Annotated in this window: 20 protein-coding genes; 6 read left to right on the top strand and 14 right to left on the bottom strand. The window is 55.8% G+C overall.

What is annotated here, in order from left to right; genetic code table 11:
* Window positions 1–25: 25 nt before the first annotated feature.
* The 12 genes from hcp to AC1MDE_RS03415 form a co-directional block, all read right to left on the bottom strand.
* Window positions 26–517 (bottom strand): type VI secretion system effector Hcp, encoded by a 492-nt coding sequence (gene hcp / locus AC1MDE_RS03470; protein ID WP_058960474.1) that lies wholly within the window; start codon window positions 515–517, stop codon window positions 26–28.
* A gap of 4 nt (window positions 518–521) precedes the next feature.
* A complete protein-coding gene (locus AC1MDE_RS03465; RefSeq protein WP_480344269.1) occupies window positions 522–2,177 on the bottom strand; it encodes an OmpA family protein in 1,656 nt (551 codons plus the stop codon).
* Window positions 2,177–2,827, bottom strand: a complete 651-nt coding sequence (tssL, locus tag AC1MDE_RS03460) for a type VI secretion system protein TssL, short form (protein ID WP_480344268.1) — start codon at window positions 2,825–2,827, stop codon at window positions 2,177–2,179. Before tssL ends, AC1MDE_RS03465 begins: the two co-directional genes overlap by 1 nt.
* Complete coding sequence (gene tssK, locus AC1MDE_RS03455) at window positions 2,824–4,161, bottom strand: type VI secretion system baseplate subunit TssK (protein WP_058960472.1); 1,338 nt, start codon at window positions 4,159–4,161, stop codon at window positions 2,824–2,826. Before tssK ends, tssL begins: the two co-directional genes overlap by 4 nt.
* Before the next feature lie 14 nt (window positions 4,162–4,175).
* Window positions 4,176–5,723 carry a type VI secretion system contractile sheath large subunit gene (tssC, locus tag AC1MDE_RS03450; protein ID WP_058960471.1) on the bottom strand — a complete coding sequence of 516 codons (1,548 nt, stop codon included), beginning with the start codon at window positions 5,721–5,723 and terminating at the stop codon, window positions 4,176–4,178.
* 29 nt (window positions 5,724–5,752) lie between these two features.
* Window positions 5,753–6,250 (bottom strand): type VI secretion system contractile sheath small subunit, encoded by a 498-nt coding sequence (tssB, locus tag AC1MDE_RS03445; protein WP_045831911.1) that lies wholly within the window; start codon window positions 6,248–6,250, stop codon window positions 5,753–5,755.
* Between the two features lie 363 nt (window positions 6,251–6,613).
* The gene (locus tag AC1MDE_RS03440) at window positions 6,614–7,390 is read right to left on the bottom strand and encodes an ABC transporter ATP-binding protein (RefSeq protein WP_034822286.1); all 777 of its coding nucleotides are present in this window, start codon (window positions 7,388–7,390) and stop codon (window positions 6,614–6,616) included.
* Window positions 7,387–8,073, bottom strand: a complete 687-nt coding sequence (locus AC1MDE_RS03435) for an ABC transporter permease (protein ID WP_480344267.1) — start codon at window positions 8,071–8,073, stop codon at window positions 7,387–7,389. The genes AC1MDE_RS03440 and AC1MDE_RS03435 overlap by 4 nt, the downstream gene beginning before the upstream one ends.
* A 9-nt stretch (window positions 8,074–8,082) precedes the next feature.
* The gene (locus AC1MDE_RS03430; protein ID WP_097117609.1) at window positions 8,083–8,802 is read right to left on the bottom strand and encodes an ABC transporter permease; all 720 of its coding nucleotides are present in this window, start codon (window positions 8,800–8,802) and stop codon (window positions 8,083–8,085) included.
* A 12-nt stretch (window positions 8,803–8,814) separates the two neighbouring features.
* Window positions 8,815–9,663, bottom strand: a complete 849-nt coding sequence (locus AC1MDE_RS03425) for a transporter substrate-binding domain-containing protein (RefSeq protein ID WP_409566165.1) — start codon at window positions 9,661–9,663, stop codon at window positions 8,815–8,817.
* Between the two features lie 21 nt (window positions 9,664–9,684).
* Entirely contained in the window at window positions 9,685–10,872 is a 1,188-nt protein-coding gene (locus AC1MDE_RS03420) for a M20 metallopeptidase family protein (RefSeq protein WP_080748138.1), read from the bottom strand.
* 275 nt (window positions 10,873–11,147) lie between these two features.
* Window positions 11,148–12,035, bottom strand: a complete 888-nt coding sequence (locus AC1MDE_RS03415) for a LysR substrate-binding domain-containing protein (protein ID WP_058960470.1) — start codon at window positions 12,033–12,035, stop codon at window positions 11,148–11,150.
* 107 nt (window positions 12,036–12,142) lie between these two features.
* Between AC1MDE_RS03415 and AC1MDE_RS03410 the strand changes: the two genes are divergently transcribed.
* Both AC1MDE_RS03410 and AC1MDE_RS03405 read left to right on the top strand, forming a co-directional pair.
* Window positions 12,143–12,847, top strand: coding sequence for an SDR family oxidoreductase (locus AC1MDE_RS03410; RefSeq protein ID WP_480344265.1), 705 nt, complete (start codon window positions 12,143–12,145; stop codon window positions 12,845–12,847).
* Between the two features lie 194 nt (window positions 12,848–13,041).
* Window positions 13,042–13,173 carry a hypothetical protein gene (locus tag AC1MDE_RS03405; RefSeq protein ID WP_480344263.1) on the top strand — a complete coding sequence of 44 codons (132 nt, stop codon included), beginning with the start codon at window positions 13,042–13,044 and terminating at the stop codon, window positions 13,171–13,173.
* Window position 13,174: 1 nt separating this feature from the next.
* On the opposite strand, the gene AC1MDE_RS03400 is transcribed toward AC1MDE_RS03405, so the two are convergent.
* Entirely contained in the window at window positions 13,175–14,107 is a 933-nt protein-coding gene (locus AC1MDE_RS03400; protein ID WP_480344262.1) for an AraC family transcriptional regulator, read from the bottom strand.
* 160 nt (window positions 14,108–14,267) lie between these two features.
* On the opposite strand from AC1MDE_RS03400, the gene AC1MDE_RS03395 reads away from it, so the two are divergent.
* On the top strand, window positions 14,268–14,999 hold the full coding sequence (locus AC1MDE_RS03395) for an SDR family oxidoreductase (protein ID WP_480344261.1): 732 nt from the start codon (window positions 14,268–14,270) through the stop codon (window positions 14,997–14,999).
* A 21-nt stretch (window positions 15,000–15,020) separates the two neighbouring features.
* Here AC1MDE_RS03395 and AC1MDE_RS03390 read toward each other — a convergent pair whose 3' ends face one another.
* Window positions 15,021–15,803 (bottom strand): AraC family transcriptional regulator, encoded by a 783-nt coding sequence (locus tag AC1MDE_RS03390; protein WP_230599014.1) that lies wholly within the window; start codon window positions 15,801–15,803, stop codon window positions 15,021–15,023.
* A gap of 159 nt (window positions 15,804–15,962) precedes the next feature.
* On the opposite strand from AC1MDE_RS03390, the gene AC1MDE_RS03385 reads away from it, so the two are divergent.
* The 3 genes from AC1MDE_RS03385 to fhuB are packed head-to-tail and all read left to right on the top strand — an operon-like array spanning window position 15,963 to window position 20,934.
* Window positions 15,963–18,092 (top strand): TonB-dependent siderophore receptor, encoded by a 2,130-nt coding sequence (locus tag AC1MDE_RS03385; RefSeq protein WP_479401799.1) that lies wholly within the window; start codon window positions 15,963–15,965, stop codon window positions 18,090–18,092.
* Complete coding sequence (locus AC1MDE_RS03380) at window positions 18,086–18,958, top strand: ABC transporter substrate-binding protein (RefSeq protein ID WP_479401798.1); 873 nt, start codon at window positions 18,086–18,088, stop codon at window positions 18,956–18,958. The genes AC1MDE_RS03385 and AC1MDE_RS03380 overlap by 7 nt, the downstream gene beginning before the upstream one ends.
* On the top strand, window positions 18,955–20,934 hold the full coding sequence (gene fhuB / locus AC1MDE_RS03375; RefSeq protein ID WP_479401797.1) for a Fe(3+)-hydroxamate ABC transporter permease FhuB: 1,980 nt from the start codon (window positions 18,955–18,957) through the stop codon (window positions 20,932–20,934). Before AC1MDE_RS03380 ends, fhuB begins: the two co-directional genes overlap by 4 nt.

Here is a 20,934-nt window from a genome sequence, read left to right as displayed (position 1 = left end):
CGGACGGCGAACCGTCCGCACGGGCTTACGCGGTGGCGCGTTCGTTCCAGGAATCGGAATGAATGATGTTGCCGTCCTTGTAGGTCCAGGTGATTTTTTCGTAGCGCAGCTCAATCATCTCCAGATGGTTGTGCTTCTCTTTGGAAGGATCTTTAATGTCGTGCATGACAGGATTCACCTTCACCACCTTCACGTTCTCAAGCCTGGTGTTGAAGTACTCGACTTCCTGTCCTGCGTCGCTGATGCGATACCACTTGAACTCCGCCGACTTCAGGGTCTGACCGGTAGTTACGGCCTTGTAGAGGTACGGGCTCGACGAGTCGATTTCCTTGGTGAACAGGAACGGCGTGTGAATGCGGGTGCCGGTCAGCTTGCCGGTGTTGTTGTCGGTCGGGATGTACAGGTTATGCTCCTGTGCCACCACCTCAATGCTGCCCTCGCGGTCCTGCACGTCTACTGAACCCTTGATGTCCGCGCCGCCGTCGTCCTTCAGCCACAGATAAACTGGAATTGCCATGTTGTTACTCCTTTTCAGACTGAGAATGGCCATCATCCTGTGATGACCGGGTGTGTGCGTCCGGCACGCGGCAGGCGTCCGCCTGTGGCACCAGACTGATTTCGACCCGGCGGTTGAGCGCACGCCCCTCCGCCGACTCGTTTGTTGCAACCGGACGATCCTGACCGTAGCCCTGTACCGCGAAGCAGCTCTCCGGCACATCGCCGGTGTCACGCATCCAGTCGCGCACCGCTCCGGCGCGCTGTAGTGAAAGCGCCTGGTTGAGCCGGGGATTGCCGGTGCTGTCGGTATGGCCAGCGACGACAATCAGCCAGCCGGGTCGTGCCTTGATGCCCACCAGTGCATTGATGAGTACTTTGTCGGACCCCGCCCTCAGCGCCGCTTTGCCCGATTCAAACAGCGACAGGCTGTCAAGCCGCACCGTCTGCGGTCCCTCCACTACCTGCTGAATCACGGGTGCTGGCGCGGGGGGCGGTGCCCAGCGATGGATGGCTGCGTTTGCCGGCGCAATGAGCCGCAGGCCCTGATAAAGTCCCACGCCATATCGCAGTGGTTCACCGCTGCGCTGCCAGGCATCCAGCTGCGTGCGGTCATGGATAAGCACATCGCGCGCAAGTGTTTTCGCTGCAACAGCCCCCTCCGGCAGGCTGTGCCACAGCGCAAGGTGATCGGCCACGCTGCGCACGAGGCGCTGGTTATGAATAAAGGAAGCAAGCATGGCCAGCGCCAGAAACAGGCCGAGCATCATTCCGACCCTGCGCGCCGTTCGCAGCGAGCGGCTGATACCCTGCCGCTGTCGCATACCGGACAGCAGCACATCCGGCAGCGGCAGTGAAGGCGGAGACGCATAGTTTTCAGGCGACAGTGTGGTCAGCCCGACGGTATGCTGCTGCCACAGGTTGCCCGACAGCGACTGTACTGGTGTCAGGCAAACGCCGATCTGGCACGAGCTTGCGGTGTGCGAAGCCGCGAACTGCCCCGCATACCATTGCATCAGGCTTTGCAGTCTGAGTGCGTGATGAAAATGCAGGGGATCCCGGGTGATCCACTCCGCCAGCGAAAGGCGGGCGTCATTTTCAGGATGAAACTGTAATTGTTCTGGCGTATAGCTGAACCAGTGCGTGCGCTCATCCACTGACGAGCCCCATATCACGGCACACAATGGCGGCAACCCTTTAAGCACAACCCGGCACTCTGAAACGGCCCTCTGCCATCCACCCTGCTGCTGAACCAATACGTCAGCGGAGGTGTGCTGCCCGGGGATGATTGCCAGCATCACTGAAAGCTGAGGTAGCAGCGCCGGATACTGCTGTGCCAGCCGCTCCACCAGCGCGGGCAGTTCAGCAGGCTGGCGCACGTTCAGATACCACCCCAGCCGGGTCTCTCGGTGGGTCAGTTCACCAAACAACGGTGCCGTATCCCCGATAAGCAGAATCACTGGCCCGCAATAGGTTTCCGGCGGCAGACTGGCATCAATGTCCGGTTGGTGATCAGTAGCATTACGCTGCAAATGCCACAGAAGAAAACCGGCCACCAGCAGCACCAGCACACAGAGCGCCACCGTGTTCAGCGGGTTCAGTCCCGAAAAGCCCACCACCAGCAGGATCGCGAGCACGGCTGCCAGCAGCGTCAGGCCCTGACGTGAATCGGGTCGGACCATTACTGTGCACCTGCCATGCGCGACACCATCTCTGCCAGCGTTGACTCCAGCAGGAACCAGAGCCCGCCAAGCAGCACCACTGCTGCCACCCAGCTCAGCCAGTAAAAGCGGCGTCCGCTGCGCAGACCTGCGGGGCGTACCACCAGCGGCGCATCTTCCGGCAGCGCAAAAGGCGGCACGCGGGCAGCCAGCGCACTCACCACGTCTTCACGACGTTCGTCATCCTGCGCACGGTAATGCCCGACGAACCCCAGCTGCAGGGTGCGGTAAAAGCAGGTCAGCACCGTAATGTCCGCTGCGGGTTCGTTCAGCACGGTGCGGATACGATCCCAGAGCGCTTCACCGCCGTTCAGTGAACCAAAGAAGCGCACCTGCAACGGATCACGGGTCCAGCGCAGCCAGCCATCGTCCTGACTCCCTCTGTTTAGCACTGCCTCATCCAGCAGCACGCAGAAGGCATAAAGCATGTGGTCACGGCTGGCCTCGCTGAACCCGGCCTCTGTCAACGCCTCGCGGGCTGTCTTCACCCAGCCCGCCGCACGTCGGTATAGCGCGTCGCCGTTTTCAATTTGCTGTCCGCAACGCAGCTGGCTGACCATCAGCCAGCCCTGAAAAAACAGACGCTCTGTCAGTGTGTTGGGATTATTCATGAGCGCAGCACCGCGTAGAGTTCCAGTTTCAGCTCACCGAGCGATTCCGGCGTGTAGAAGGTACAGCCGCCGGAGGCCAGCATTGCCCGGGCCGCATCCGTTGAGAGATCCAGCGCGAAATACTGATTTTCCAGGCGTAACGGGATGGCCGCCGGGACGTGAGGCAGTGGGCGGATGACCATACCGCTCAGCGCAATATTCACCACCTCAGAAACATCGTCCTGGCTGCCGGCTTTACACAACAGCGGGAAGCGTGCCTGAAGCTCGTGATTCGGCAGGGAAGAGCGAACGGACAGATAAAAGTCCGCACCTTCGCGCAGACGCGCATCGTGCAGCCTGCCCTTCCACAGCACGCCCTGTTTTTCCAGGTCGATGGCGATAACGCGAGAAGGCAGGCTTGCCTCCAGCAGCGTATCCAGCAGCGTGAACAGCGGCGGGAAAACCTGCTCTGGCGCGTTGTGCCGGTAGGCCGGGATATCGTCCGGCACGTTCTCGAGGGAAAACGTCAGCAGACTCCCCGCAAGGCGCACCAGTTCACGGTAAAGCAGTTCAGGATGGCGCGACGGTGACTGGTACAACTCTGTCAGCACCGGCTCCGCGCTGTTCAGCGCATTGAGTAGCCAGAACAGGGAAACGTCGGACACGGCAAAATCCGCCATGCGTTCGTTGCTCTCGCGACGCAGTTGCATCAGACGCTGACGGCGTGCCTGCAGGCGATGTAGCAGGTCACCCAGCGCCGCGACCAGCGCCGGGCTCGCAGCCAGTGACAGCAGGGGGGGAATAAACGCGGCGTCGCGCATCCACTGCCCCTGTGCGTTGCGCACCAGGCGGGCAACCGGACAGGTCAGGTATGCCGCGTTTTCCTGATGCGCCAGCCGCAGGCGCAGCGCATAACGCTGTACCGCAATCTCGGTACGCTCGTGACCGGCCAGCTCCTGCACGCGCTCCCGGGTGGCGACCCAGCGGCGCGGACGTTCGCTGTCCGCCCCGTTCTCCAGATTACCGCCGTTGGCGTTGATCAGCGGCAGCGCCAGTACCACCTCTACGCTGTCCCGATCCGTCACATCAGTCAGCTCAAAGACCGGTGGCAGTGTGTCAGCCAGATGAGTATCGACCAGTGAGCCATCCGCAAAGCGGACGGCAATGTGCGTTGCATTCAGTTTTGACAGCGCCAGCGCGCTATCATCGAACTCCGCACATAGCACGCCCCAGGGGTGTGCCAGCGTCATGCCAGCGACAGTACCTGCCACATGCGCGTCCCACATAGCCTGCTGCTGGAACTGTTGCGGCGTCAGAAACGCGCCGTCTTCCCATAACGGACGGTAAATTTTCATTCCGGATAGCCGCCTTACGCTTTCGCTTTTGGCATCTGAGATACCAGCGACAGATTGACGTCCATGCCTTCCACCTGGAAATGCGGCACTGCGAAGAGTTTCACGCGGAAGAAGCCCGGGTTATCTTCGATATCTTCAACAATCACTTTGGCATCGCGCAGCGGATGTGAAGCCTGCAACTCATCACCCGGATCGGTCATTTCAGTCACCAATCCACGCACCCAGGTATTCAGCTCCAGTTCCAGCAAGCGGCGATCTTTGGTGGTGCCGATGTTTTCGCGCTGAATCAGCTTCAGATAATGCGCGATGCGTGATAGCAGGAAGATGTAAGGCAGGCGCGCATTGATGCGACTGTTGGCGGTAGCATCTGCGGTGTCATACAGCGCCGGTTTTTGCGCGGAGTTTGCGGAGAAGAAGCAGGCGTAATCACGGTTCTTGTAGTACGAAAGCGGGATAAAACCGAGGTTCGCAAATTCAAACTCGCGGGTTTCAGGGATCATCACTTCAGAAGGGATTTTTACCTGATTACCGGTGCCGAGGTCATAGAGGTGAATCGGCAGATCCTGCACCGCACCACCCGCCTGTGGTCCACGAATCTGCACGCACCAGCCGTTGTTGATAAAGCTTTTCACCATGTTGGCGGCGAAAGCGAAAGATGAATTGGTCCAGAGATACTTATCGTGGTCCGGCCCTTTCACCTCTTCAACATAGTTAAAACTGCGCACCGGCACGGTATCTGGTCCGTACGGCAAACGGCCCAGCACACGCGGCATGGTCAGGCCGATATAGCGAGAATCATCGGTGTCGCGGAAGGATTTCCACTTGATGTATTCCGCACGATCGAAGTAGTTGCCGATGTCCTTGATGGCAGCCACTTCTTCCATGGTTTCTTTGAGGAAGAATGCCGGCCCTGCAGAACCGATAAACGGCATATGGGCCGATGCAGCAACTTTCGAGATATTACGCAGCAGCGCCATATCCTGCGCAGAGGCATCGAATTCATAGGCAGAGATCACCGCGCCAATCGGTTCGCCGCCCGGCGTGTCGTACTCGGCAACGTAAGTCTGCAGGTACAGGCCGCTCTGGATAATTTCCGGTGCGTCTTCGAAGTCCTGACGCAGATCCTCTTTCGACACATCAAGCACTTCCAACTTCACGTTCTGACGGAAATCGGTCTTATCCACCAGCGATTTCAATCCACGCCACACCGATTCCACCTTCTGGAATTCGTCATGGTGCATCACCGCATCCAACTGGCGGCTGATCTGATAATCCAGCTCGGCAATGTGGTGATCCAGCAGGTTTTTATCCAGTTTTTCGACTTTCTCACCGCTGATTTTTAAGCGATGAAGAAACACCTGCATCGCCGCCGTGACGCGCTCGTCAGCGGTGGCATCTGACATCGCCTGATTGTCTTGCCAGACATTCAGGTCACTCAGTGAGCTAACCGGATGGAGATTAATTTTGTCGAACAGCGAGGCGTACACACCTTCCGCTGCAGAGTTTTCAAGCACGGTGGTGCCACCGGAAGACAGGGTTTCATTCTGAACTGACATCAGCATCGTCTCTCATTTAGTCCGTTAAAAGGGGTTCAGCCGTTATCGCTGGCAAGCGCAGAAAGTTCCGCACGCAGTTCGTCACTCAGTGCCGGGTCTTTCAGGATGATCTCCAGCTCTTTGCGGAAAGTGACGTTATCAAGCAGATTGGATTTGAGATCGCGCAGCAGATTACGCATCGCGAGCATCGCTTTGAGTTGCGGGATCTGACGAGCGACCTGTTCAGGTTCGAAGTCTTTGATGTTGCTGAAGGTCAGATTGATGGCCTGTTCACTGCCATCCGCTGACAAGGTATCCGGTACGGTGAGCCGGACTGATGGCGAGAAGTCAGCGAGCACGCTGTCGAAGTTGTTTTTATTGACGTTGACCTTTTCGCGTTCGCTCAGCACGCGATCTTCCTGACCATTACTGAAATCACCGGTCACCAGCAGTTTGAGCGGCAGCTCCATTTTGCGTGCAGCGCCGCCTGTATGAACGTCGAGTTTGATGTTAACGCGCGCTTTGGGTATTTCATTTTGATAAGAATTACTCATATTTACTCCTGTAAGTGAAGCGCGGAAAGCACGCTTTAAGCACACTTTCCTTGTGTGATTCTGCGCGAATATATCTTAGGCTCAATGCGGATAGCAACAGGGTAAGATGATCTTTGTGATCTGATTTATATAGGAAATTTCTTGCTTTTTATTGTAAGTCGTTGAAGTTGAGCGTGGTTAAGGCCCAGGAAGGGTCTGAAAATTTATGGTGTATACACTGTTTTATTAACTGAAATCGTTAAGATAAATCGCAAGAAATATCCTAAAAATTAATGTATTTCAGAGTGTGATTGTTAACCAAAAAAATTACTTATTGGCGGGTTTGGATATGAAAAAACCCGCCGAAGCGGGTTTGAAAGGAGGTTAACTATTACGCTGCAAGTGACTACTGACAAAAGCCCGGCAGCGATCAGAGAGCGGATCGCTAAACACTTGCTGTGGCGGCCCCGACTCTTCGATTTTGCCCTGATGCAGAAACACCGCTTTGTTGGAGACATCACGCGCGAAGCCCATTTCGTGGGTGACGATGATCATCGTGCGTCCCTCTTCAGCCAGGCTGCGGATCACCCGTAACACTTCGCCCACCAGTTCAGGGTCGAGAGCGGAGGTGGGCTCATCGAAAAGAAGCGCTTTGGGCTGCTGTGCCAACGCACGCGCTATCGCCACACGCTGCTGCTGCCCACCTGACAGCTGCGATGGCCACGCGTTGCGCTTTTCATACAGCCCGACTTTATGCAACAGAGCTTCGGCTTCTTCAATCACCTCTTTTTGACTGCGTTTCTGCACATGTACCGGCGCTTCAATAATGTTCTGCAGCACCGTTTTGTGCGGCCACAGATTGAAACTCTGGAAGACAAAACCCAATTGCATGCGCATCAGTTTGATACGACGCTGCTGCTCACGGCTGAGTTTCTCGTGGGGATTGTCAATGGTGACCACCTCATCCCCGACCGCGATTTCCCCGCCTTGCGGCACTTCAAGAAACGGAATACAGCGTAATAGCGTACTTTTTCCGGAACCACTGGCGCCAATCAGTGATATCACGTCGCCATCCTGCGCCGTCAGGCTGATGTCATGAAGCACCTCATGCCCGCTATAACTTTTTCTGAGATGACTCAGGGCGATAGTGGGTTTACTCATTGACGTGCTCCAACATGATAAGGTGACAAACGGCGCTCCAGCAGCGCCACCGCTTTACTGACCAGCACAGTCAGCAGCAGATAAATGATCGCCGCACTGATAAACACCTCCAGCGCGCGGAATGTCTCTGACACAATCGAGTCCGCGATACCGGTCATTTCCATCAGGCTGATAGTGCTGACCAGTGAAGTGGATTTGATCATCGAGATAATTTCATTGCTGTAAGCAGGCAACGCCTGACGCACGGCGAGCGGCAAGGTGATGCGGCGCAACGTCGTGAAGCGCGACATACCGCTGACTTTGGCTGCCTCAAGCGACTGCACGCTAACGGCATTAAGACCACCACGAAGAATCTCCGAGGTGTAAGCCGCATCGTTGAGCACCAGCGCAATCAACCCGCACCAGTAGGGATCGCGCAACAGCGGCCACAGCACGCTCTCGCGCACTGCCGGTAAACTCCCCAATCCGTAATAGATCATAAAAATCTGGATTAACAAGGGTGTGCCGCGGAACAGCCAAATGTAAAAGCGGGCAAAGACGCTACCATAGCGATTCTGGCGCAACAGGTTGAGCAATAACGCTAAAATCCCCCCACCCAGCAGTGATAAAACGGCCAGATTAAGGGTCAGTGGTAAACCGCGTAGCAACGCGGCAAGCGTATGCTGTAAGAACGTGAAATCCATCGTGGCTCCTTACAACCGCGCGCGTTGTTGCCCGCGCATGGCCACTTTTTCCACATAGCGGAAAACAAAATCGGAACAGGTGGTGATGATCAGGTAGATCACCGCGCCGACGCTGTAAAAGAAAAATGGCATTTGCGTGGAGTTGGATGCGGTGGAAATCTGGTTCATGGTTTCCACCAAGCCCGTCACGGAAACCAAAGCCGATTCTTTAATCACCGACTGCCACTGATTGCCCATTCCCGGAAGAGCCGTGCGCAACGCCTGCGGCACAATCATGCGGCGAAACAACATCAGTCGTCCCATACCTGTCACCGTAGCCGCTTCCAGCGTGCCTTTCGGGATGGCGTAAAATGCGCCACGAAACACACCACTCTGGTAAGCACCAGAGATCAATCCGATGGCGATAGCCCCGGCGACAAAACCGTTAACATCAAACGGCCCCTGCATGCCTAATGTTTTCCCGACGAAGGAGACCACCTGACGTCCGCCGAAGTAAAACAAATAGATCACCAGCAGCTCAGGGACGCCGCGAAACAGCGTGATATAGCCATTAGCGAGGCGCTGTTGCCAGCGCGCACCACCAATTTGCATCCAACAGAGTAGGCTGCCGAGCACTGCGCCCAGCAGCCATGCACACAAAGAAACGGTGACGGTCACCGTGGCGGCGTCAAGCAACACGCCGCCCCAGCCTTCGTCACCAAAACCTAACAATTGCCAGTCAATAGTCATAAGCGCTTAGCATTACTCCGCAGGCGCGACGTTCTCGCCGAACCATTTTTCTGATAGCTGTTTCAGCGTGCCATCTTTGATCATTGAAACTAAAGCCGTATCCAGCGCCGCTTTGAGCTCCGGGTTGTTCTTCTGAATGGCAATCGCTGAACCCTGCCCTAACACGCCGCCGGAGAAGCCGTAACCGGTGCTGTTCACGGTATCGGTGTGTTTTTTCACATAGGCATTCAGGTTGGTGCGTGACGCCATTACCGCATCAACGCGACCGTTAAGCAGGTCAGCAAAAGTTTCCGGGCCAGCCTGATAGGTGCGGATGGTGGCAACGTCAGCCAGATATTTGTTGAGGAAATCAGCCTGAATAGTCGCGACCTGCACCGCGATGGTTTTACCTTTGAATTTCGCTTTCAGCGCATCGATGGCTTTCGTCATGCCCGCCTCATCACCCGCCTGAACGACTTCACCGTTACCCGGCAAAGTATCTAAAGCGCTACCTTTCAGGGTCACAAAACCAGACACGCTCACGGTGTACTGATGGGTGAAATCCACCACTTCTTCACGTTTAGGCGTGACGGTTACAGCGTCAATAACCGCGTCATATTTGCCATCGACCAGGCCCGGGATCATGCCAGACCATTTCTGCGCCACGATTTCATATTTGAAGCCTGCACGTTTCGCCAGTTCCGCCACCATATCGGGCTCATAGCCAACAATCTTGCCGCTCGGCGTAGACTGGTTGAACGGAGGATAAGCCGCTTCGGTTGCGAATTTCAGTGTGCCAAAATCTTTTGCCTGCACCAGTGCAGAAGTTGCCAGCAGCAACAGGCCAGCGGAAGCGGTAAACAGCCCTTTACGCATCATCATAAAACCTCAGAGTTCATTATTTTAGGAGAGTAAATCGATGGCTAAACGGGCTAATGCCTGAGTGCCTGCATGAATGCTGCGTTCGTCGGGTTGATAATCCGAATTATGCAGATGATCGTCGCGTCCCGGCGCACCGGATCCAATATGAATCTGGCAACCTGGCGCCCGCTCGGTAAACAGGGAGAAGTCCTCCGCGCCAAAACTGGCACTTGGTTTCGCCACAATCGGCTTACCAAACTGGTGCGACAAAATGGGTTCGAGCACATCGATCAGCGCATCATCATTCATTAACGGGGGCACGCCGCGCTGATAGTTGACATCAATGCGTGTATTCAGCGAAAGCGCCACACCGGCACAGATACGCTTAAAAGCGTGCTCAATGTGCGCGCGTGACTCAGGTGATTTCGCCCGCACAGTGCCCTGAATCAGGCAGCTATCGGAAATGATGTTGTGCGTCGAGCCACCATGAATATGGCCAATGGTTAACACCGCAGAATGCGCCGGATCGAGTTCACGTGAAATGATGGTTTGCAGTTGGCTGATGAGGTTCGCCGCCGCAATAATCGGGTCGGTTCCCATATGTGGGCGCGCAGCATGAGTGGATTTGCCGTGGACGACGACATCAAATTCGTCGCTGGAAGCCGTACTGGCACCGCGCGTCAGCGCAATTTCACCTGCCGCCAGCTCGGGCTTATTATGCAGAGTGATCGCCAGATCCACACCCTCAGCCACGCCATCAGCAATCATCGCCTCGGCGCCACTCTCAGGCGTCTCTTCGGCTGGCTGGAAAATCAGCCGCGCCGTGCCTTTTAACTGGCTGCGGTATTGCGCAACAATCGCCGCCACACCCAGCAGCGTCGCCGTGTGGATATCGTGGCCGCAGGCATGCATTTTACCGGGGTAGGTGCTGCTAAACGGTAAACCGGTCTGTTCCTGAATCGGCAGCGCGTCCATATCGGCGCGGATGAGGATGGTTTTGCCGGGCTGTTCGCCCACAATATCCACCACCACGCCGGTTTTTCCGACGCCTGTTTGTGGCGAAAGCCCCAGGCGCAGCAGTTCATGCTCGACGATATGCGCAGTACGAATCGTGTCGAACCCCAGTTCGGGATGCGCGTGAATATCACGGCGGATGGCAATCAGGTGCGCTTCCATGCTTTCGCTTTTGGCGCTGATGTCCCTGGCTAAAACATCTTTAAGGTCGGTCATAATTGCATTGATCTTTTCAGGCTGATGCCTGGCCTTTATGGCATTTTTATGATGATTGACCTTGTATTTATTCACAGCCATAGCAGGATTGCAACGCGCATTGCTAATGGTTACTTGCTGAAATATCGTGATATTTTGCTAATCCACTGCGTTTGCAGGATAAAAGCCCGGATTTGCATCTTCAGTCAGTTATAACATTCATAATCCACATGAGATCATCAGAATTACTGATTTTGTGATTGAACAAAACGGAGCAATTTTTCGGCCACATACAGCTATTTTATTTGCTCAAGCAACCACGCACGCACGGCCTGTACGCTCGTGTGTTCACGTGGACGATGGGGAGAGACCAGATACCAGCCCGCGTCAACGTTCATTTGCTGAGGAAACGCGGGCACCAGACGACCGCGAGCAAGATCGTTTTCGACAAAGTGCGGACTGGTAAGGGCAATGCCCTGCCCGCTGACCGCCGCCTCTAAGGCCAGTGCAGTCTGGTTAAAACGCAAATGATGCTGATGGTGTAGCCTGTTGTGCGGGAAAAGATAAGAGAGAAACACTGGCCAAAGATGGTGCCCGTCATGCAGCAAAGCATAGCGCTCAAAGCTATCCCGAACCTGCGGATCGCCCAACCCAGCCAATAAATCCGGACTCACCACTGCCAATACGCTTTGACTGAACAGCAGCGTGGCATCCAGCCCTGCCCCAAACGGAGGACGTCCATAACGCACCGCCAGATCAACCCCTTCGTGATGAAACTGCACCAATCTTTCTGAGGCCAGTACACGAAGGTCAATATCCGGCCACGCGGTGGTAAAGGCCGGTAAGCGAGGCAGCATCCAGCGGCTGGCAAAAGTCGGCGTGACACTCAAGGTCAGATGATCCGGTTCGGGTCGCAAAGCACGTGTGGCCTCATCGATCAACTCAAACGCCTGGCGGACACTCACCGCATAACCTGCACCCGCTGCGGTTAACGCCAAAGTCCGTGGCAGCCGTTCGAACAGTTTCAGCCCCAGGCTGCTCTCCAGCCCACGAATTTGCTGTGCCACCGCGCCCTGAGTGACGCCAAGCTCTTCAGCAGCGAGGCGAAAATTGAGATGACGTGTCACCGCTTCGAATACTTTCAACGCATTAAGCGGCGGTAGCGTGGGAAACCCCTGACCCATCCTGTAGTTTTCCTATCGTCAATTGCGAATCAGACTGACTCTCTGCAACCGAATTTAGCCCCTATACTGCAATAAATCGACTTCTAATCTTAAAAAGGATACGAATTATGACAGTAGAAAAAGTCGCAGTGATTGTGGCAGGCGGTAGTGGCATGGGTGCCGCAGCAGCAGAAAAACTGGCAGCGGATGGCTATAAGGTTGCGATCCTTTCCTCCTCTGGCAAAGGGGAAGCGCTGGCTGACCGTTTAGGCGGATTAGGTATCACCGGATCCAACCAGTCAGTAGATGACTTACAAAAACTGGTTGAGGCGACGATGGCGCGGTGGGGTCGCATTGATGTGCTGGTCAATAGCGCCGGACATGGGCCACGTGCGCCGATACTGGAACTGAGTGATGATGACTGGCAGCGCGGCATGGAGACTTATTTCCTGAACGTTGTGCGCGCATCACGTCTGGTGACGCCTATCATGCAAAAACAGGGCGGTGGCAGCATTATCAACATCTCATCCGCCTGGACGTTTGAACCCACCGATATGTTCCCGACCTCAGCCGTGTTCCGCGCCGGACTCGCCTCATTCACCAAAATTTTCGCGGATACTTACGCAGTTGATAACATTCGTATCAACAATGTGTTGCCGGGCTGGATCGACAGCTTGCCAAAAAACGATGCTCGTCAGGATAGCGTACCGCTCAAGCGATACGGCACCGCAGAAGAAGTTGCCGCCACCATCGCGTTCCTCGCCTCACCCGGCGCGGCCTACATCACCGCTCAGAACATTCGTGTTGATGGAGGCGTCACCCACAGCGTGTAAAACTGTTGTCTCCAGCCGCGTGAAGTTCCAATCTTCGCGGCTGGAGGCCCCTCTCACACTTTCGTCCCTCGCACAAACAAGACTGGTCTCGTCGATCGTTGTGTAAGAAATAGTCAGAATATTCCTATCCGCTGCCAGACCTTTCTGAACGCAGCCACTCCATATCCGATTAAACATTCTGACCTGAGGTTTCTATGCAAACGATTTTACGTGCACGCATCAATCCGCTTATCAATCCTGAACGCCATCAGATCTGGCAATGGATGCTGACAGGCTGTGCCCTGTTTTGGATTGTGGCGGTGATTGCCGTGATGGGCATACGTTAAGTTAATGTGCCTGTAGTCGCCCGGTTAATTGCTCAGGCGGCAGCAGTTCAAATGCCCTTTTCATCACCCTCGCTTCTTCTGCCGGGCTGCGACCAAACAGGCGTTTAAACTCGCGATTAAACTGGGAATCACTTTCATATCCCACTCGCGCTGCGGCACCGGCGGCGGTCAAATTATCGCGAATCATCATCAAACGAGCCTGATGCAAACGCAGCGATTTAAGATATTGAATCGGGGACGTTTGCGTCACCGTTTTAAAATGCAGATGGAAACGCGGCACGCTCATCCCCGCTTCGTTCGCCAGGTGCGGTACATCCAGTGGCTGCTGCCAGTCAGCATGGATACGCTGCAGTGCACGAGCTATACGGCCAAAATGGCCTTGATAGGTTAACGCCGCGCGCACCGCCCCGCCTTGTTCGCCCATCAATATACGAAAGCATATCTCCTCTACGCGCGCGGGTCCCAGCACTTTAGCCTCCAGTGGATCGCTGAGCGCCTCCAGTAATCGCAACGTGCTTTCTGCCAGCACCTCATTAATCGGCGTAGAGATAATCCCTGCTGGTGGTACCGTGACCGCTGTCTCAGCTTCGGCAAGTTGTGCCACTAACCGCGCGACCATCGTAGCATCCAGACGGATTGCTATACCCAGCAGTGGCTCTTCAGAAGTTGCCTCAGTTTCGGCGGAAAAGGGCAACGGCACTGACAGCACCAGATAATGCTGTGCGTCATAGCGATACATTTTATCGGCGAGAAAGGCGCGTTTCGATCCCTGGCAAATAATGATGATGCTGGGCTCATACAGCACCGGCGTGCGCGCCCACTGTTGGTCCGCACGCATAAAGCGCACGCTCTCCAGCAAGGATTCGGTATAGCCTTCCTGGCGGGCCAGCTGACGTAACAGGTGGCAGGTTTGCTGTTTTACCGTGTTCGACATAGATAGCGTTCCAGAGAGAGGTTCAGGCAAAGCATAGCCATTTCATTCAGTGATGCACAATGCCGGCGAGAGAATCAGGCAAACATTCGCCACAATCCGGTCTGTTACGCCCGGCTGACTTTTTCAACAATAGCCTCGTCAATTACACGAGGAACTCGTCATGAACTTCAGCGAAAAAGTTATTCTGTTAACCGGTGCCAGTAGCGGAATTGGTGAAGGCATTGCCCGTCATCTGGCCCATCAGGGGCACAAACTGGTGCTGGGCGCACGCCGTACCGATCGCCTGGCAAGCTTGTGCGATGAATTACACCGTGAAGGTGCCAGCGTGGATTATCTCGCAACAGATGTCACACAGCGCAGTGATACGCAAAAGCTGGCGGATTTCGCGCTGGAGAAATACGGACGCATTGATGTGATGATCAACAACGCTGGCGTTATGCCACTCTCGCCGATGAGTTCAATGAAAGTTGAGGAGTGGGATTTGATGCTGGACGTCAATGTTCGCGGCGTGTTGTACGGGATCGCTGCGGTGCTGCCCACCATGCAGGCACAGCGCATGGGGCATATTATTAATATCGCTTCTGTAGGAGCGTTAACGGTTTCCCCCACCGCCGCCGTTTACTGCGCCACCAAATATGCGGTTCGCGCCATTTCCGATGGTTTGCGCCAGGAATCGCGTGAGCTGCGCGTCACGGTAATCAATCCCGGCGTGGTGGAATCTGAACTGGCAGACAGCATCAGCGATAGCATGGCGCGCGAGGCGATGAAAAGCTATCGACAGATTGCACTCAAGCCCGAGGCTATCGCCAGGGCGGTAAGCTGGGCCATCGATCAGCCTGGCGAAGTCGACGTTAACGAAATCACCGTGCGCCCTACTGCCAGTGGGCATTGATGTAAAATATCCCTGGCGATTTCAGGCTGAAATTCGCAGAAATCGCTGTGGTGTTTCACCCATCAAACGGCGGAACATCGAGATAAAGGCGCTGGGGCTTTGGTAGCCAAGTTGGTTGGCGGTGCGCAAAACCGTCTGCCCTTGCGCCAATTGCACCAGTGCCTCTGAGAGTCGTAATTGCTGGCGCCATTGGGTAAAGGTGATACCGGTTTGCTCGCGGAACAGGCGGGCCAGCGTGCGCGAACTGGCACCCACGCGCTGGCCCCACTCCTCCAGCGTATCGCCGCTGGCCGGGGTCGCCAGTAGCTGCTGGCAAATGTTGAGTAAACGGCGGTCGCTGGGCAACGGCAGATTGCACACCGGACCGTCCGAAGCACGGCGGATCTCATCCAGTAACAGCGGTGAAATCAGATCTACACGCGCGAGGTCGGGCTGCGGTTGCAACTCGATCTCCACCAGCGTTTGCATCAACACCTGTAATAGCGGCGAGATCAACATGCTACGCGCCTGCGGCCAAAACGCCCGCGCTAGTTTGGGATCGAGATACAAACTGGCACTGCGGATATCGCTCAGCGCGGTCAACGCATGCGGTACACTGCCCGGCAGCCAAAGCGCACGACCGGGTGTCAATGTCCAGGAAGCGGTTTGCGTCTGCACGCGCATCACACCCTGCAAACAGAGCACCAGTTGCGCCACTTCATGCGCGTGCCAGCGCTCTTCACGACCAGCCTGATAATGCATTTCGCGCGTGGCGAGTAATGGCAGTGCTGGCGTCATTTCCGCCGCAAGTGGTTTCTGCAACACCCTTTCACCCAATCCCGTTAAATTGCCGATTGATGTCTGCTCTGCGTTATTTGCAATTGAGAAGGTGCAAACCCGCCAGCAGGACGCTATCAAATAAGATAGTAATGATTATCATTTGTATCACTATTTGGGGCCTTTGGAACATATCGGGGAAAATAAATGCCGGGTCATTGCACCTTTAAGCGCAAGCCACTGAGCGTATTGCTGCTGATGCTAATCAGCAGCACATCAGGTTGGGCTGCTGATAATAATAACAATTCGAACGCCACACTCACCGTGACAGCGAACAGTGTCGATAGCGATAGCGCAGATGCCGACAGCTGGAACCAGGTGGCGAAGAAAGCAGATTCTGTCACAAAAAGCACGCGGCCGATTATCGAAACGCCACAAAGCATCTCGGTGATCACCCAGGCGCAAATGGCTTCGCAGGCGGCATTGAATGTGCCACAAGCACTGCGTTACAACGCAGGAATTGGTGCCGAAGGCGGCGGTGCAGATTATCGGTTTGACGACATCTATATCCGTGGTTTTGCCGCCGATGAATACCTGGATGGCTTACGCCTGCCAACGGTGACTTACTGGTCGCGTCCGAATTACGACACTTTCCTGCTGGATCGCGTTGAGGTGGTCAAAGGCCCGAGTTCAGTGACATTCGGCCAGGCGAGTCCCGGCGGCGTGATTAATCTGATGAGTAAGCGCCCGACCGCGGAGCCCATTCACCAGATTTTTGTCAGCACCGGCAGTCATAATCTGTTCGAAACGGGACTCGATCTCTCTGGCGCACTGGATAACGATGAACACTGGCTGGGCCGCATCACCGGGACCTGGTCGCGTAATGACACGCAAGTCGATTACACCAAATACAAGCATTACGATATCGCGCCCGCGTTGACCTGGCAGCCGAATGACGACACGCGCCTGACGTTACTTGGCCAATTCCGCAAAGATCCTTACACCGGTTTTTACAATCAGTTGCCACTGGAAGGCAGCCTTGTAAAACTTGCGCAGGGCAATTTCTCTGACAAATTCTACGGCGGTCAGCCCGGCTTCGACTATTACCGTCGTGAGCAGGCCAGCATCGGCTACGACTTTATGCACAAGTTTGATGACGTCTGGAGCGTGCATCAAAACCTGCGCTATCTGCATACCAGCAGCGATTATCAGATGGTCTATCCCACCGCGACCATCACCGATGGATCAGCCACGGTGAGTCGCGACAGCATGCGGGTGATCGAGTCATTTAACGCCTTTGATGTGGACACCAACCTGCAAGGCAATCTCGATACCGGCGCCATCAATCACGCGCTGACGTTGGGTGTCGATTTTGTGCATGACGATTTGCGGCAGAACAGCGGTTATGGCAGCGCTTCGGATATCAGCTATCTCAATCCGGATTACAGCACGCCAGTAGAATCGCCATCGATCGATTATCACAGCCGCTCTTTCATGACCCAGCAAGGTATCTATCTGCAGGACAGCATGAAGTGGAACAACTGGGTGCTGAACCTGGGTGGCCGCTATGACAAAGCGCAAACGCGCAGCCAGAATTGGGTTAGCGGCACGCGCACTGAGCTGAATGATTACGCCACCACCGGCCGCGCAGGTTTGCTGTATCACTTTGATAACGGTATTGCGCCTTATATCAGCTACGGCACCTCATTCCAGCCACAGGCAGGCACCTCGTTTGGCGGCGATCCGTTTAAACCGACCAAAGGCAAACAGTCGGAAGTCGGGATTAAGTATCAGCCAAACGGCTTTAATGCGCTGTTCAGTGCGGCCCTGTATGACCTGCGCCAAACCAACGTGTTGACCGCCGATCCGGATCACGCCAACTACTCAGTACAGACCGGCGAAATCCGTTCACAGGGATTAGAACTGGAAGCGAAAGCCAATATCACATCTCGCTGGCTGGTAAATGCCTCTTATGCACTGACTAACCCGAAAGTGTTGTCAGCCAATGATGATACGCAAGGTAAGCAACCAGTATCGATTGCCCGCCAGACTGCTGCGCTCTGGACCGAATATGCGCTACCGGGTGTATTGGATGGCCTGACGATTGGCGGCGGCGGTCGATACGTGGGCACCAGCTATGCCACCAGCGACAACAGCCTGAAAGTGCCGGCTGCGATGATCTACGACGCGATGATGCGCTATCGCTGGCAGGATTGGCAGCTTGGTCTGAATCTGCAAAACCTGACCGATAAGCAGTACCTCAGCAACTGTAACGATCTTGGTTGTCACTTTGGCTTACGCCGTCAATTGATCGCCACGGTGAGTTATCAGTGGTAATCCGACGTCGAACACTGATTAAGGGCGCGCTGGCAGGCGCGGCCCTTTTTTCGTTTCCGCTGCAGGCAAAAACGACGCCGCGCTGGGTGATCCTCGATTGGGGGATCACCGAAATGGCTCTGCTGTTGGGCATCACGCCGGTTGGCGTTGCCGCCCCCGACTGGTATCGCCGCCTGTTTAGCCAGCCTCCGCTTCCCGAGCAGGTCGCCGACGTGGGTTTGCTGTTCCAACCCAATTACGAAACCCTGTTTGAACTGCGGCCTGACGCGTTACTGGTCACGCCAGCACACCGTATGGCTGAAGCACAACTATCCCGCATTGCTCCGTTATCTTACTTTTCGACAAGTGGCCCCCATCCGTGGCAACAGGCGCAGCAGAATCTGCATGCGCTGGCACAGCTGGCCGATCTCCGCACACGCGCTGACCAAGTCATGGCAGGTTTGCTGCAACGCCTGGAAAAAGCGCGACAGCAAGCCGTTCACTTCAAAGACAAACCCATCTATTTACTGCATCCACTGGATACCCTGCATGTGCTGGCTTTGGGCGCAGGAAGTCTGTTTTCTGACGTGCTGGGTTTACTTGACCTGCCGCACCACACGCCGTTTGCGGTGGGCGCTCAGGGCTTTGCCACGCTGGAACTGGAGCAACTCACGCAGTTGCCGCCCGGCTGGCTGGCGCTGCTTCCTTCCTGGCCGGAAATTGATCTCAACCCCGTATTGCAATCTCCGTTGTGGCATACCCTCACGCGATCGGATGGGCATCGACTGCTGGTGTTACCGGATGGACTTTCAACGGAAGGAGGCGTGCTCACCGCCGTGCGTTTCGCCGAAGCGCTGGTCAAGGCGTTAAACGAGGCAAATCCATGACTCGCCATCCCGCCTCACTGACGCTTTTACTGTTTGCAGTTGCGCTGATGCTATGTCTTGATCAGCTGGAACACCAATTGCCGTGGCACGATGCTTGGCAAGCGCTGCACCACACCGCAATGCCCACGCTGGCACAACAGGTCTTCACGCTGATGTGGTTACCTCGTCAAGGTATGGCGATTTTATGCGGCCTGGCGTTGGGCTTTACCGGCGTGGTGATGCAGCAGGCGCTGCGCAATCCGTTAGCCGAACCGATGACGTTAGGCATTGCCTCCGGCGCAACCTTAGCGCTTTCCCTCGTCACCTTGATGGCACCGGCATGGCTACTGGTGGGCCGTGAATGGATTGCGCTTAGCGGCGCCATCATCGCCTTTGCGCTGGTCTTTCTGCTCAGTGTACGTCAGGGGTTTACCCCGCTGGCGCTGACGCTGGCGGGCATGCTGGTGAACCTGTATTGCGGCGCGGCCAATCTGCTGCTGTCGATCATTTACGACCGTTCGCTGTCCGCCGTGTTTATCTGGGGTGGCGGCTCGCTGGCGCAGGAGAATGCGCATGCATTATGGTGGTTATTACCGCGGTTGCTACTCGCTGCAGTTCCCGTGCTGCTGATTTTGCGCCCTTTACGCCTGCTGGCGCTGGATGAGCGGGTTACCCACTCAATCGGTTTGCCTGCAGGATGGGTGCGTGGGATTGCGATTATGTCTGCGTTGCTGATGAGCAGCCTGGTGATCAGTGTGGTGGGCGTCATCGGTTTTATCGCGCTTGCTGCGCCACACCTGGCGGTACTGGCAGGCGCAAAAAGCCTGCGCCAGAAGCTTCTCTGGTCACCGCTGCTGGCCGCCGGTTTACTGTGGCTCACCGATCAGTGGGTCAGTCGCCTCAATGGTATTGATGGCTTGCTGCTCCCAACCGGCATGATGACCGCGCTGGCAGGTGCGCCGCTGTTACTGTGGTTTTTGCCGCGCCTGCGCCATCTTTTCCAGCCCGATGTGAACGGGCCTCAACCTGCTCCCTTCCCGGCGCGGAGCTTTACACGCTTGCCGGTGCTGGCCCTGTTTATCGTGATGCTGATTGTCGCGCTTGCCTTTGCTCATGGGGTAAATGGCTGGCGCTGGAATTCCCTCGCTGAGATCCAGGTGATGTTGCCGTTTCGCCTGCCGCGCTTGCTGGCCGCCATCGCCGCCGGCGTGCTGCTGGCAGCTGCAGGGGTGATTTTGCAACGTATCAGCCGTAATCCGATGGCCAGCCCGGAACTGCTCGGCATCGGTGCCGGCGCTTCTCTGGGTATTACTGTGCAACTGTTACTTTGGCCGATGGCAGCGATGCCGGTGATGATTGCCAGTAGTGCGGCAGGTGCGCTGATCACACTGGGGATAACGTTGTGGCAGGCGCGCCACTATGCCCTCAATCCACAACGCATGTTGCTGAGCGGGCTGGCCATTACTGCGCTGTTCCAGTCCGTTGCCGCCATTGTTATCAGCAACAACGGTATGGCCGCTGCGATGCTGCGCCAGCTGATGACCGGATCCACCTATTACGTCAGCACACCCATCGCCGTGATAGCTTTCACCCTGGCCCTGTTGCTGCTGGCACTCACTCCCCTGCTGCGGCGAGCGATGCTGCTTTTGTCACTGCAGGGAATTCCCTCCTCGCTTGGGCTGAACGTTACTCAATCCCGGCTTTTGCTGATGCTGCTGGCTGCGGCGATGACCGGCGTTGCCACCTTAATTGTTGGGCCATTGTCGTTTATTGGCTTACTTGGCCCGCAACTGGCCCGCCAGCTGGGCGCGCGTAAACCCATGGAACAGATGCTGTTTGCCGCGGTGATCGCCGCCATTTTAATGATGCTGGCTGATTGGGCCGGCAGCAACCTGCTGTATCCACGGCAAATTCCTGCTGGCCTGATGGCAACCCTGATGGGTGGGCCATGGCTGGCATTGCTGCTGTGGCGGCCGTTGGGTAGCACAAACTCATAG

Source organism: Pantoea folii, from assembly GCF_056678875.1.
The sequence above is the reverse complement of the archived record's forward strand: the minus strand, read 5'-3'. Positions and strand labels throughout refer to the sequence as shown.